This window comes from Variovorax ureilyticus (genome assembly GCF_037889935.1).
Taxonomy (GTDB): domain Bacteria; phylum Pseudomonadota; class Gammaproteobacteria; order Burkholderiales; family Burkholderiaceae_C; genus Variovorax; species Variovorax ureilyticus.
Window position 1 is genome coordinate 234,155 of sequence record NZ_JBBKZU010000009.1, and the last position, 12,242, is coordinate 246,396.

Annotated in this window: 14 protein-coding genes; 7 read left to right on the forward strand and 7 right to left on the reverse strand. The window is 67.7% G+C overall.

Translation table 11 applies throughout. The features are described from left to right. Positions 1-16: 16 nt before the first annotated feature. The 5 genes from WKW77_RS21265 to WKW77_RS21285 all read left to right on the forward strand — a co-directional run bounded on the left by WKW77_RS21265 (position 17) and on the right by WKW77_RS21285 (position 3,439). Entirely contained in the window at positions 17-916 is a 900-nt protein-coding gene (locus tag WKW77_RS21265; protein WP_340358868.1) for a TauD/TfdA dioxygenase family protein, read from the forward strand. 64 nt (positions 917-980) lie between these two features. Further along, positions 981-1,763 (forward strand): histidinol-phosphatase, encoded by a 783-nt coding sequence (gene hisN / locus WKW77_RS21270; protein WP_340358869.1) that lies wholly within the window; start codon positions 981-983, stop codon positions 1,761-1,763. Positions 1,764-1,772: 9 nt separating this feature from the next. Then, complete coding sequence (locus WKW77_RS21275; RefSeq protein ID WP_340358870.1) at positions 1,773-1,967, forward strand: DUF2905 domain-containing protein; 195 nt, start codon at positions 1,773-1,775, stop codon at positions 1,965-1,967. A 90-nt stretch (positions 1,968-2,057) separates the two neighbouring features. Then, the gene (locus tag WKW77_RS21280) at positions 2,058-2,984 is read left to right on the forward strand and encodes an ROK family protein (RefSeq protein ID WP_340358871.1); all 927 of its coding nucleotides are present in this window, start codon (positions 2,058-2,060) and stop codon (positions 2,982-2,984) included. A gap of 17 nt (positions 2,985-3,001) precedes the next feature. Beyond that, on the forward strand, positions 3,002-3,439 hold the full coding sequence (locus WKW77_RS21285) for a GNAT family N-acetyltransferase (RefSeq protein ID WP_340358872.1): 438 nt from the start codon (positions 3,002-3,004) through the stop codon (positions 3,437-3,439). A gap of 22 nt (positions 3,440-3,461) precedes the next feature. Here WKW77_RS21285 and WKW77_RS21290 read toward each other — a convergent pair whose 3' ends face one another. Together WKW77_RS21290 and WKW77_RS21295 are read right to left on the reverse strand one after the other, a co-directional pair. Then, on the reverse strand, positions 3,462-3,704 hold the full coding sequence (locus WKW77_RS21290) for a hypothetical protein (protein WP_340358873.1): 243 nt from the start codon (positions 3,702-3,704) through the stop codon (positions 3,462-3,464). A gap of 150 nt (positions 3,705-3,854) precedes the next feature. Then, the gene (locus WKW77_RS21295) at positions 3,855-5,312 is read right to left on the reverse strand and encodes an aminotransferase-like domain-containing protein (protein WP_340358874.1); all 1,458 of its coding nucleotides are present in this window, start codon (positions 5,310-5,312) and stop codon (positions 3,855-3,857) included. Between the two features lie 184 nt (positions 5,313-5,496). Here WKW77_RS21295 and WKW77_RS21300 point away from each other — a divergent pair, with 184 nt between their 5' ends. Both WKW77_RS21300 and WKW77_RS21305 read left to right on the forward strand, forming a co-directional pair. Further along, a complete protein-coding gene (locus WKW77_RS21300; protein WP_340358875.1) occupies positions 5,497-5,829 on the forward strand; it encodes a hypothetical protein in 333 nt (110 codons plus the stop codon). 123 nt (positions 5,830-5,952) lie between these two features. Then, complete coding sequence (locus WKW77_RS21305) at positions 5,953-6,198, forward strand: hypothetical protein (protein WP_340358876.1); 246 nt, start codon at positions 5,953-5,955, stop codon at positions 6,196-6,198. 25 nt (positions 6,199-6,223) lie between these two features. Here the strand turns inward: WKW77_RS21305 and WKW77_RS21310 are convergent, their stop codons facing one another. The 5 genes from WKW77_RS21310 to WKW77_RS21330 form a co-directional block, all read right to left on the reverse strand. After that, complete coding sequence (locus WKW77_RS21310; protein WP_340358877.1) at positions 6,224-7,264, reverse strand: uroporphyrinogen decarboxylase family protein; 1,041 nt, start codon at positions 7,262-7,264, stop codon at positions 6,224-6,226. A gap of 21 nt (positions 7,265-7,285) precedes the next feature. After that, positions 7,286-7,990: an ABC transporter ATP-binding protein gene (locus WKW77_RS21315; protein ID WP_340358878.1), complete on the reverse strand. Its 705-nt coding sequence runs from the start codon at positions 7,988-7,990 to the stop codon at positions 7,286-7,288. Beyond that, complete coding sequence (locus WKW77_RS21320) at positions 7,983-9,800, reverse strand: branched-chain amino acid ABC transporter ATP-binding protein/permease (RefSeq protein ID WP_340358879.1); 1,818 nt, start codon at positions 9,798-9,800, stop codon at positions 7,983-7,985. Before WKW77_RS21320 ends, WKW77_RS21315 begins: the two co-directional genes overlap by 8 nt. Beyond that, positions 9,797-10,657, reverse strand: coding sequence for a branched-chain amino acid ABC transporter permease (locus WKW77_RS21325; RefSeq protein WP_340358880.1), 861 nt, complete (start codon positions 10,655-10,657; stop codon positions 9,797-9,799). The genes WKW77_RS21320 and WKW77_RS21325 overlap by 4 nt, the downstream gene beginning before the upstream one ends. 359 nt (positions 10,658-11,016) lie before the next feature. Next, on the reverse strand, positions 11,017-12,231 hold the full coding sequence (locus WKW77_RS21330; RefSeq protein WP_340358881.1) for an amino acid ABC transporter substrate-binding protein: 1,215 nt from the start codon (positions 12,229-12,231) through the stop codon (positions 11,017-11,019). Positions 12,232-12,242: the final 11 nt, after the last annotated feature.

Consider the following 12,242-nt stretch of genomic DNA (forward strand, 5'->3'; position numbering starts at 1 on the left):
CCCTAAAGTGATCGAGATGACTGCCTCGATCGCTCCTGAATCCGCCACCCGCGCCGCCCCGCCACAACAGTTCGAGATTCGCCGCTTCGCCGCACCTGTCGGTGCCGAAGTCGTCGGGCTCGACATCGGGAGGCCCATCAACGAGGCCGATTTCGCGCGCATCCACCGCGCGCACCTCGACCACCACGTACTGGTTTTCCGCGACCAGCAGGTTTCGCCGGCGGACCACGTCGCGTTCAGCCGCCGTTTCGGGCCGCTCGAAATCCATGTGCTGCACCAGTTCCATCTCCCGGGCCACCCGGAGATCCTGATCGTCTCCAACATCAAGGAGAACGGCGAACCCATCGGTCTCGGCGATGCGGGCGTCTACTGGCATTCCGACATCTCGTACAAGGAAAAGCCCAGCCTCGGCTCGCTGCTGCATGCGCAGGAACTGCCGAGCGAAGGCGGCGACACGCTCTTCGCCGACCAGCACCTGGCCTGGGAGGCGCTCGACCCGGCGCTGCAGCAGCGCATTCTTCCGCTCGCGGCCGAGCACAGCTACCTCGCCAAGTACGAAGAGCTGCGCGCGAAGAACCCGTGGCGCCCCAAGCTCTCGCAGGCCCAGATCGACCAGGTGACGCCCGCCGTTCAGCCGGTGGTGCGCACGCACCCGGAAACCGGCCGCAAGGCGCTCTTCGTCAGCGAGCATTTCACGACGCGCATCGTCGGCCTGCCCCAGGACGAGAGCGACGCGCTGCTGGCCGAACTCTTCGCGCACAGCGTGAAGCCCGAGTTCGTCTATCGCCACACCTGGGCGCCGCACGACCTCGTCTTCTGGGACAACCGCTCGCTCATGCACCTGGCCGCCGGAACGCCGGACCATCTGCGCCGCAAGCTTTATCGCACCACGATCCAGGGCGATACGCCGTTCTGAGCTGCTGAGCCTCGGGGGCCTTCCGGCTCGGGTCTAATCGGGCTTTTCCTCTGCCGCAGAGCCCATGAGTTCCACCTTCACGCCCGAAGACGACCTGCGCGTCGCCCACGCACTTGCGGACGCGGCGGCCGCGCATTCGATGCGCCTGTTCCGCACGCCGCTCGACATCATCGCCAAGGCCGACGAAAGCCCCGTCACCCGGGCCGATCGCGAAGCCGAGCAGGCGATGCGCGACATCCTCGCCGGAGAGCGGCGGGCCGACGGCATCTTCGGCGAGGAGCATGGACTGGAGCGGGTCGAGGCCGAGCGCGTCTGGGTGCTCGACCCGATCGACGGTACGCGCAGCTTCATCACCGGTTCGCCGCTGTGGGGGACGCTGATCGCGCTGGTGCGCGGCGGCCGGGTCGAGCTCGGCATGGTCGACATGCCGGTTCTCGGCGAACGCTGGATCGGCCAGCCGGGCACCGGTGCGCAGCGCAACGGCCAGGCGGTGCGCGTGCGCGACTGCACCGCCATCGCCGACGCCCGAATCGTCACCACGTCGCCGGACATCTTCAATGCTGCCGACTGGCAGGCCTTCGACCGCCTGAGCCGCAAGTGCGGGATGCGGCGCTTCGGCGGCGACTGCTACGGCTATGCGCAGCTCGCCGGCGGCACGATCGATCTGGTGGTCGAGACCGGCCTGCAGCCCTACGACTACCTCGGCCCCACCGGCCTCATCGAGGCCGCGGGCGGCATCGTCACCGACTGGGAAGGCCAACCCCTCGGCCTGAAGTCCGACGGCCGCGTGGTTGCCGCCGCAACGCGCGAACTTCACCGACAGGCACTCGCGCTTCTCGCGGCCTAAACTGCAACGATGATTCGCTGGCTGATCGTCGTCGTCCTCGCGCTCGTTCTGATGAGCGGGCTGACCGAGTGGCTGCGGCGTTTCGGATTCGGGCGCCTGCCCGGCGATTTCGAGTTCCGTGCGTTCGGGCGCGACTGGCATCTGCCGATCGCCAGCACGGTGGTTCTCAGCATGATCGCGGCCCTGGTCGCGCGATGGATTTGAATCGATGAGCGCAGCGCAGGGCCGCCCCAAGCAAGCTCGCACCCCCTCGGGGGGCGGCGAGGACACGAAGTGCCGAGATCGGGGGCACTCGTGAAAGCCTGCGTCGACCTCGGCGGAACCAAGGTGGCGGTGAGCCTGGCCGCGAACGGCACCTCCTCCCTCATTGGCCGCCGCAGCGAGCCGACCGCCAAGACCGGCGACAACGATGCCGTCGCGGTGCAGATCATTCGCCTCATCGACGAAATCTGCGCCGAGCAAGGCATCGACGCCGGCACCATCGATCGCGTCGGCGTCTCGTCCGCGGGCCCCTTCGAACTGCATGGCGGCATGGTGGAACTCGCCACGCCGAACATCTGCGGCGGCATCGCCGGCCCGGCGCGCGGATTGCCCAATGCATGGATGACCGCGTTGCTCGAAGCCCCTTTGCGCAATCGCTTCGCGCAGGTGCGCGTCGAGAACGATGCGGTCGCCGCACTCGAAGCCGAGCGCCGCTGGGGCGCGCTCCAGGGCCTCGACCATTGCGCCTACGTCACCTGGAGCACCGGCGTGGGCGTCGGCCTCTGCGTGGACGGGCATGTGCTGCACGGAAAGAACGGCAACGCCGGGCATGCGGGCCACAGCTTCGTGTCGGACGACGACAACGACGCGCTGTGCGGCTGCGGCAACCGCGGCGACGTCGAGGCGCTTGCGGCGGGCAACGGCATCGCGCGGCGCTTCGGGCAACCGGCCCCCGATCTCTTCGCGGCGGCGGCGCGCGGCGAACCGCAGGCGCTGGCGACCACCGACGCGCTGTGCCGCGTCATGGGCCGCATGCTCTTCAACCTCGTTGCGACGCTCGACCTGGAGCGCATCAGCCTCGGCGGCAGCGTGTTCTGGAACAACCGCGACTTCCTGCTGCCGCGCCTGCAGGCGCAGATCGACGGCAAGCTCGAAGCGCTCACGCGCGGGGCGCTGCTGGTGCCGGCCGGGCTCGGCGACAAGGTGGGCGACTACGGCGCGCTGGCGCTCGTGGATTGATCCGGGAGATGCTCGTGGTGCCAGACACCGTCCGCTGGTCCGATGCCATCGACGATCTCGACTGGGACGAACTCACCGCCCTCTATCGGGCCGCGCCGCTCGGCAACAAGAGCCCGGCGACGCTGAGGACCGCCTTCTCCAACAGCATGTACCGCTGCCTCGCATACGACGCGGGCCGCCTCGTCGGTGCGGGCAGGGCGCTGGCGGACGGCGTGGACTGCTCGTACATCTGCGACGTTGCCGTCCTGCCGAGCCACCAGGGCACTGGCCTCGGCAAGAAGATCGTGGCGAGGCTGGTCGACCTGTCGCGCGGACACAAGAAGATCATCCTCTACGCCGTTCCGGGCAAGGAGCCGTTCTATCGGCGCTTTGGCTTCGTTCGGATGAAGACCGCCATGGCGATCTTCGAGAACCCGGCCGATGCACTGGCGCGCGGCTACCTCGACGAGGTCTAGTCCCGCGCCGGGGCCAGCGGCGTCAGCAGTTGTGCAGATGCCCGCCGTTCAGCGCGACATGCCGTACGTAGTTGCGCCACGCTTCCTGCGCGGCCCGCGCGCTGGCCTTCGCGGTTTCGATGGCCTGATCGGGCGCGACGGCGCCGTCCTCCTTCAGAAACACCCTGAATGCCTCGTCGGCTGCCCGCTTCGCCCGGCGGGCCAGTGCGTCTGCCTTCGTTGCCTCTGCCCGGAGCCGGGCCGCGTCGTCGTTGAACATTTCCATGGCAACCCCCTTGATCCATGAATGAATGTACGAATTAGGTATTCATTCTCTGCGACCCAGTGTAGGACTGTTGCCAAATGTGAGAAGTGCCCTGAAGTTGTAGGCGGGACGGACTACTGCATGCGCATACAGCGCCTTTCCTGTCGCCGCTCACGCCGCCTTTCGCTGCAACGCCGCGCATTCGCTCGCGATCTCGCCCAAGCGGCGCAGGCCAGCTTCGATCGTCTCGGTGATCGGCCATCCGCAGTTCAGGCGCAGGTAGTGGTCGAAGCGTGACGAGTTCGAGAACAACGTGCCGGGCGCGATGAAGATGTTCTCGCGCAGCGCGAGGTCGAAGACGGTCATCGACGGCAGGTGATCGGGCAGTTCCACCCACAGCTGCAGGCCGCCCGGCGGATAGTTGAGCCGCGTGCCGGACGGGAAGTGCGCCGCGATCGCGTCGGCGGCCTGCTCGCGCTGCTGCCGCAGGTGATCGCGCAGGCGGCGCAGGTGGCGGTCGAAGGCGCCGGTGTTCATGTACTCGCCGGCGGCCCATTGCGACAGCTCTTCGTTGCTGCGCGTCTGGGTGTACTTGAGCATCTCCACCCGGCTGTGCCAGCGACCGGCCGAGATCCAGCCCAGGCGCAGGCCGGGCGCGAGGATCTTGTGCAGCGAGGCGCAGTGGATCACGTTGCCGGTGCGATCCCATGACTTGATCGCGCGCGGCGGTGTGTCCATGTCGAGCAGTTCGCTGTAGGTGTCGTCCTCGATGAGGGCGACGTCGTGCTGCTCGCACAGCGCGACGAGGCGCTCCTTGTGCGCATCGGGCATCACGCTGCCGAGCGGGTTCTGCAGGTGCGGCACGGTGACGACCGCCTTGATGTTGTCGTAGGCGTCGAGCGCCATCTCCAGCGCCTCGATCGACAGGCCGGTCTGCGGGCTGGTCGGGATTTCCAGCGCGCGCATGCCGAGGCTTTCGAGCACTTGCAGCAGGCCGTAGAAGGTCGGCGATTCGACCGCGACCGTGTCGCCGGGCTGGGCGACCGCGCGCAGGGCGAGGTTGAGCGCCTCGATGCAGCCGTTCGTGGTCAGCACTTCGTCGGGCGAGAGGGTCATGCCCACGCGCAGGCCGCGCCGCGCGGCGGCTTCGCGCAAGGGGTTGAGGCTGCGCGACGGCGCGGCGGTGGTGAGCAGCGCGGGCTTCTGGCGCAAGAGGCGCATCATGATCGCGCGCAGCGCCTCGCCGGGGTACAGCTCGGGCGAACCGCGCGCGGTGGAGAAATCGATGCGCACTTCGTGCTGCCGCCTGCGCGCGACGAAGTCGGACACCTTCGCGTGGATGCCGACGTACTGCGCCGGGTCGGGGGCGACGTGGGTCGCGGGCTCTTCCATCGCCGCGATCGCAAGACGCCGCGGACGCTTCACGAAATAGCCGGAACGGTCGCGCGCCTCGACCCAGCCTTCGCTTTCCATGGCGCGGCACAACTGCAGCGCGGTGGACAGGCTGATGTCGTGCATCCGCATCAGGCTGCGCAGCGACGGCAACCGGTCGCCCGGCTTGAGCGAGCCGGCGCCGATCGCGTCGATGTAATGCGTGGCGAGTTTGCGGTAGAGCGGCGGCGAATCCATACAGAGGGCTGATGCTCCCTCGTCGCGCATCCTGAAAACAGATGCAGATTCGAGGCAAAGGGACCATAACAGATGACGCCTGCCCGATCTGTTTCGCTTCGTTTGCCGCTTTGCTGTGCCTGTTTTTCGAGCGTCCCGATTCCTACGATGAAGCCATTCCCAACCGACTCAATGAGGTGTCTTCATGACGAGCGAATCTTCCGAAATCACCGACCTTCAACCGGGCCAGGCGCTGCGTGTGTCCGTGGACGAGGGCTTCGCGGTGCGTGTGGTGCAGGGCAGCGTCCAGGTGGTGTCGCCGCCGGCCTGGTTCGGCGACAACGTGTTCAACGTCAAGTCTACGGTGCATGCCGAAGAGGTGCATGTGGTGGAGCGCGGCGGCTGGATCGAGATCGTGGCGCTGTCCGCCGCGCGGGTGCAGGGGCTGCCGCGCCCCGCGCCGGTGAGCTATGTGAACACCACGCGCGTGGGCCGGCTGGTTCAGCTCCTCACCGGCGGGCTCGCCTGGAAGGGCTGACGGCGGGAAAGTGACCTGCGTCACATCGACGCGGCGAACTGGTCACTCGTCGTGAGCCGGGCGTCTGCCTACATTGGCCCATGGCGCCGATCCGTCGCGCCGCGCACAGGGAAGGCAGACACCATGAACCCGCGTGACCTCTTCTTCGCGATCTCGATGCTGCTGGTGATGATCGGCATGGCTCGCACGGGCGTGGCCTTCGCCGACGACCCCGGCGGCCCGACCCGCTCAGAGGCCGAAGCCAAACCGATCGGCAAGCGCGTGTCGTCGAAGCACCCCGCCAGCGGCGCGCTGTCACACAGGGAGTCGGGCCGCGACGGTAGCGTCGCGGCAAGCCGAACGGTCCCGGCCGGGGTGGCGTTCGAATGATCCGGTCAGGGAGGGCGCTGCCGGCTCACGCCGGCAGCGCACGCTGCGCATATTCCTCGCGAAGCATCTTCGCCGCCGCGACCATCGCGCGCAGTTTGCCGATGGCCGAATCGCGCGGCAAATACTTCATGCCGCAGTCGGGCGCGAGGATCACGTTCTCGGGCGCGATGTAGGGCAGCGCGCGGCGGATGCGCCCCGCGATCTTCTCGGGCGATTCGACCACCGGGTCCGACAGGTCGATGCAACCGACCATCACGCGCTTGCCTTCGAGCTGCCTGAGCACCGAGCAGTCGAGATTCGATTGCGCCGTCTCGATCGACACCTGCTTGCAGCTGCATTGCGCAAGCTCGGGCAGGAATGAATAGCCGCTCGGCCGCTGATGGATGATCGCCGCGTAGCCGAAGCAGATGTGCACGGCGGTGGTGCCGGTGATCCCTTCGAGCGCGCGGTTGAGCGCATTGAGTCCATACTGCCGCGCCTTCTCGGGTCGTGCCTGCATGTAGGGCTCGTCGATCTGCACCACGTCCGCGCCGGCCGCGAAGAGATCTCGGATCTCGGCGTTGACCGCGGCGGCATAGTCCATCGCCGCTTCCTCCTCGCTCGCGTAGAAGTCGTTCTGCGCCTGCTGGAGCATGGTGAAGGGGCCGGGAACCGTGATCTTGACCTGCCGGTCGGTGTGCGCGCGCAGGAACCTGAGGTCGTCCACCTCCACCGCATGCCGCCGCACGATCCTGCCGACGATGCGCGGCACCGGGTTCGGATGGCCGGAGCGATCCAGTGCGCTGCCGGGATTGTCGAGATCCACCCCGTCGAGCGCGGTCGCGAAGCGATTGGAATAGCTCTCGCGGCGGATCTCGCCGTCGCTCACGATGTCCAGGCCCGCTTCTTCCTGTGCACGGATCGCCATCACTGTGGCGTCGTTCTGCGCCTCTTCGAGGAACTCCGGCGCGATGCGCCACAGCTCGCGTGCCCGCACCCGCGGCGGAAAGCGGCCCGCGAGCTTCGCGCGGTCGATCAGCCACTCGGGCTGCGGAAAGCTGCCGACGATGGTCGTGGGGAAGAGCATGGGTTTTCCTTCGGGTGAATGTCAGACGCCCAGGTAGGCACGCTGGATCTCGGGGCGCGCCAGCAGATCATCCGGCGCACCCTCGGCCACGACGCGGCCTTCCTCGAGCACATAGGCGCGATGCGATACATCCATCGCCATGGTCACGTTCTGCTCCACCAGCAGCACCGCCATGCCGCCGCCATTGATGTGCCGGATCGCCGCGAACATGTCGTGCACGATGAGCGGCGACAGGCCGAGCGACGGCTCGTCGAGCAGCAGGAGGCTCGGCCGCGCCATCAGCGCGCGAGCGATCGCCACCATCTGCTGCTGGCCTCCCGAGAGTTCGCCGGCCGGGCTCGCGAGCTTTTCGCGGATCACCGGGAACAGCGCGATCACCTCCTCGAGCATCTGCCGCCGCTGCGACTTCGCGCGCGGCAGGTAGCTGCCCAGTTCGAGGTTCTCCAGCACGCTCATGCCGGTGAAGAGCCGCCGCCCTTCGGGCACCAGCGCGATGCCGGCCTCGCAGAAGCGGTGCGGCGGCAGGCGCGTGATGTCCTGCCCTTCGAAGCGGATGCTGCCGCCCCGGGCGCGCAGCATGCCCGCGATGGTGTTGATCAGCGTGGTCTTGCCCGCGCCGTTGGGACCGACCACGCACAGCAATTCGCCCGGCCGAACATCGAGCGACACGTCCCAAAGTGCCGGTGCGGCGCCGTAAGCCACTTGCAGATCGCGCAGTTCAAGCATGGGCTTTCCCAAGGTAGGCGGTCATCACTTCGGGCCGGCGCATGACCTCGGCCGCGGGGCCTTCGGCCAAGAGCTCGCCACGGTTGAAAACGACGATGCGATCGGTCAGTGCCATGACCGCGCGCATCACGTGTTCGACGAAGACGATGGTCGAGCCTTGGTCGCGGATGCGGCGGATGAGTGCCACTGCATCGTCGATCTCGCTCGGCGTGAGGCCGCACAGCACCTCGTCGAGCAGCACCAGCCGGGGTCGCGAGGCGAGGGCGCGCGCGAGTTCGAGAAACTTGCGCTGGTGCAGGTTGAGGTCGTCGGGCCGCGCATCGGCCTTGTCCTGCAGGCCGGTGAATTCGAGCCAGGTCATCGCCTGCCGGCGCGCCGTGTCCGGATCGCGGATCGCCCCGCCGAACATCGTCGCGATCGCGACGTTCTGCAGCACGCTCAGGTGCGCGAAGGGGCGGGGAATCTGGTAGGTGCGCGCGATGCCGCTGCCCGCGATGCGGTGCGCGGGCAGGCCGTCGAGCGGGCGGCCTTCAAACGCGATCGTGCCGCCGCTGGGCGTGTAGTGGCCGCTGACGACGTTGATGAAGGTCGACTTGCCCGAGCCGTTCGGCCCCAGCAGGCCGAGGATCTCGCCCTGCCGCACGTCGACGTCGACACCGGCCAGCGCGCGCACGCCCTTGAAGGACTTGGCGAGGCCGCGCACGCGCAGCAGTGGCTCGCCTTGCGACGCGACCGGTGCAGCGCGGGCGGGAACCTCTGGCGGCTGGATCGCGCTCGGCGTCGCGACCGGCGAGGGCGACGGCGCGGGCCGGCGATGCCGGCGGAAGCGCTCCAGGATGCCGTCGGGCATGAACAGGATCGCCGCGATCAGGATCACGCCGATCAGCGCCTTGCCCGCAACCGCATGGTCCGCCGCGGTGAAGCTGTAGAGCAGCCCGGTGATCGCGACCGCGCCGATGGCGGGCCCGGCCCAGTGGCGCGTACCGCCGAGCACGCTCATCAGCACCACCGTGAGGGGCACCGTGATCGTGAAGACCTCGCCCGCGGTCACGTACGAGAGGAAGAGCGCGTGGATGCCGCCCGCGACGCCCGCCAGCGCGCACGAGATCGCGAGCGCGTAGAGCTTGTAGCGGTAGGTCGGCACGCCCATCACTTCGGCGGCGTCTTCGTCGTCGTGGATCGCGAACAGGCCGGCGCCGAACTTCGACACCTGGATGCCCCAGGCGATCAGCAGCGTGACGACCGCGGCAGCGAGCGCGAGAAGGTAGAAGGTGGACGACTGCGTCGGCCCGATCTTCGGAACCGGCACGCCGGATAGCGGCACGCCGGAGCCGCCGTCGAGCGGCGTGTTGACCACGATGGTGCCGATGACCAGCGTGATCGCGAGCGTCAGCAGTGCGAACAGCTCGCCGCGAACGCCCTTCACTCGGAACACGATCGCGCCGAGCGCCACGCCGATGAGTGCCGCCATCAGCGCCGCGACGGGCAGCGTCCACAGGAAGGGCCAGTCGTAGCGCGCCATGAGGTTGGCGCTCGTGTAGATGCCGGTGCCGAAGAACGCGCCGTGGCCGAAGGAGAAGTAGCCCGAGTAGCCCGACAGGATGTTCCACGAGGTCGCGAGCACCACCCAGTGCAGCGCGAGGTAGAGCAGCGAGTCGTAGAACGCCGGCAGGCCCAGGTGCGGCACGAAGGCGAGCAGGGCGCCGGCCGCGAGGATGGCGAGCGGCGTGCGCTTCATGAACCGCCCTGCCGTGCGTGGCGTGGCCGTTGCGGCCGGCAACGTGGGCGAGGCCTGTGTGAGTACGCTCATGTTTTTGGTCGCAGCAAAAGAACGAAGATCAGCAACGTGAACGAGACGATCGGGGCCCACGAGGGTGCGGTCACCGCCATCGTCACGGCTTCGCTCACGCCGATGAGCGTGCCGGCGACGAGCGGCCCGAGCGCACTGCCGAGCCCGCCGAGCATCACGGCCGCGAACACCACGCCGACCCATGCGTACATCTGCGAGGGCGCGAGCGTGAAGCTCAATGCGAGGCAGACGCCGGCCACGCTCGCGAGCGCGGAGCAGGTGCCCGCCAGCAGCAGGCCGAGTGCCTTCTCGTTGACGCCGAACGCCGCCGCCACCGGCGCATCCTGCGCGGCCGCGCGCATCGCCTTGCCAAGGTCGGTGAATCGAAGCGCGCCCCACACGGCAAAGGCGATGCCGATCGCGAGCAGCAGCGTGATGAGCTCCGGCACCGGCACGAACAGTTCGCCGATCTTGAACTTCTGCTGCGCGTAGCTCGATTCGAGCTTGCGGAAGTCGGCGGTCCAGATCGACTGGATGATGCTCTCGACGATGCCCATGAGCCCGAAGGTCAGCAGCAGCGAGTTGAAGGGCGTTACCGCGAAGCGCGCCATCACCCAGTGCAATCCCGCGCCGAGCACGAAGAAGACCGGCACGATCACCGTGAGCGTCAGCAGCGGGTCCATGCCCATCGTCGCCAACTGGTAGCAGAGATAGGCGGCGAGGAACGCGAACGCGAAGTGCGCGAGGTTGATGAGACGCAGCAGGCCCCAGCTCAGGCTGAGGCCGAGCCCCATCAAGCCGTACAGCGCACCGACGAAGATGCCCGAGAGGATCGACTGGGACAGCAGCGAGAGGCTCGGGAGAGTGAAGCCCGACATGTCAGTGGTCCTTGAGGCGGGGTGTTCTTTGCCATGTTTGAAAGGCAGGTGATGCGTTCGGGGCGCGTGGCGAGGACGCAGGGTGGTCCCCTCCGCGAATGTCCCCCGGCTTCGCCTCCTCCTTTATTTCGCTGCGGGGACCACCCGGCATCCTCGCCACGGGAAACGCTGCGTGGTGCCGGCCGATCAACCACGGCCGTGACGGATCGCGCCGATGGTGTGCTCTGCGTAGCGAAATAAAGGAGGAGCCCGAAGGGCGGGGGACATTCGCGGAGCAGAGTACGCCGTCGGCGCGATCCCGCCCCCACCCCTCAATCACCGCGGCGCACGCACCGAGGCCCGTTCGGTCGAGCGTCATATCAAGGTGCAATCAGCTTCGCACCGCCGGAAGTGACTTCCTTCGGCCACACCACCACCCACTTCCCATCCTGGATCTGCTTGATCCGCATCAGGTCGTCGCCGAAGTTGCCGACGCCATCGAAGCGCAGCTTGCCCTGGATGGTGTCGACCTTGTTCGTCTTCAGGTAGTTGGCGATGGCCTTGTCGTCCAGGCTCTTGGTGCCCACGATGCCTGCCTCGAGGATCTGCCAGGCGGTGTACGACGCTGCGGCCTGCGTTTCGACAGACGTGTCGGTGAAGCCCGCCTTGGCCGCGCGCTCGCGGTAGATCTTCACGAACTCGGCCGCGCCGTAGTTGCTGGTGAAGGGAGGCTGGTCCTCGAAGATGGTGGCCGACAGCGCGTTCTTCGCCTCCGGTGAGGCCAAAAGCGGACCGGGCGAGGGGTAGAGGTAGAAGTGCTGCGGCGGCACATAGTCGATCTTCTTCATCGCATCGAGCAGCAGGTTGCCGTCGAGCCCGATCGCGCCCACCCACACGAAGTCGGGCTTCGCATCCTTGATGCGGTTGGCGATCGGGCCGAAGTCGCGGTTGCCGAAGTCCCATTCGAGGAACAGCACCTCGCTCAGCCCGCGCTTCTTGAGCACCTCGCGCGCACCCGCGCTCATGAACTGGATCGACGGGAACTTGCTGGTCACCACCGCCACCGTCTTCGGCGGCTTGGGCGATGCGGCGAGCGCATCGAACAGCGTGTTGGGCACGGTGTTCGCGGGATCGGAGCCGATCGACCAGGCTGGGAACTGCATGTCGTACTTGGCCAGGGACGGAATGCCCAGCGTGTGATGCACCAGCACTTTGTTATAGCGCTGCGCCACACCCATCGCGGAAAGGATCGCGCCGGTGGCATACGGCCCCATCAGCAGGTCGACCTTGTCGGCGGTGACGAGCTGCTCGTAGAGCGTGCGCGCGAGGTCGGGCTTGGACTGATCGTCCTTCACCACCCATTCGACAGGCCGGCCGAGCAGGCCGCCACGCTTGTTGACCTGCTCGATGTAGATGTCACCCACCAGCTTGTGGATCTGCGCCGTGGCCGAGAGCGGCCCGGTGAGCGCCAGCGTGCTGCCGATGCGGATCGGCTGCCCGGTGGGCGTCTGCGCCAGCGAGAGGCCGGCTGCCGCGAGCGCGATCGCGGCCACTGCGGCGCGCCGTCCGATCCCATTGCATGTCTGCGTCTTCATGGTTCCTGTCT

Bases quoted from the DNA above. Each gene is read 5' to 3' on its own strand.
- WKW77_RS21265 (WP_340358868.1), top strand. From the start codon at position 17: ATGACTGCCTCGATCGCTCCTGAATCCGCCACCCGCGCCGCCCCGCCA.
- WKW77_RS21310 (WP_340358877.1), bottom strand. From the start codon at position 7,264: ATGCTCTTCCCCACGACCATCGTCGGCAGCTTTCCGCAGCCCGAGTGG.
- WKW77_RS21320 (WP_340358879.1), bottom strand. From the start codon at position 9,800: ATGAGCGTACTCACACAGGCCTCGCCCACGTTGCCGGCCGCAACGGCC.
- hisN (WP_340358869.1), top strand. From the start codon at position 981: ATGAGTTCCACCTTCACGCCCGAAGACGACCTGCGCGTCGCCCACGCA.
- WKW77_RS21305 (WP_340358876.1), top strand. From the start codon at position 5,953: ATGAACCCGCGTGACCTCTTCTTCGCGATCTCGATGCTGCTGGTGATG.
- WKW77_RS21295 (WP_340358874.1), bottom strand. From the start codon at position 5,312: ATGGATTCGCCGCCGCTCTACCGCAAACTCGCCACGCATTACATCGAC.
- WKW77_RS21290 (WP_340358873.1), bottom strand. From the start codon at position 3,704: ATGGAAATGTTCAACGACGACGCGGCCCGGCTCCGGGCAGAGGCAACG.
- WKW77_RS21315 (WP_340358878.1), bottom strand. From the start codon at position 7,990: ATGCTTGAACTGCGCGATCTGCAAGTGGCTTACGGCGCCGCACCGGCA.
- WKW77_RS21275 (WP_340358870.1), top strand. From the start codon at position 1,773: ATGATTCGCTGGCTGATCGTCGTCGTCCTCGCGCTCGTTCTGATGAGC.
- WKW77_RS21330 (WP_340358881.1), bottom strand. From the start codon at position 12,231: ATGAAGACGCAGACATGCAATGGGATCGGACGGCGCGCCGCAGTGGCC.
- WKW77_RS21325 (WP_340358880.1), bottom strand. From the start codon at position 10,657: ATGTCGGGCTTCACTCTCCCGAGCCTCTCGCTGCTGTCCCAGTCGATC.
- WKW77_RS21300 (WP_340358875.1), top strand. From the start codon at position 5,497: ATGACGAGCGAATCTTCCGAAATCACCGACCTTCAACCGGGCCAGGCG.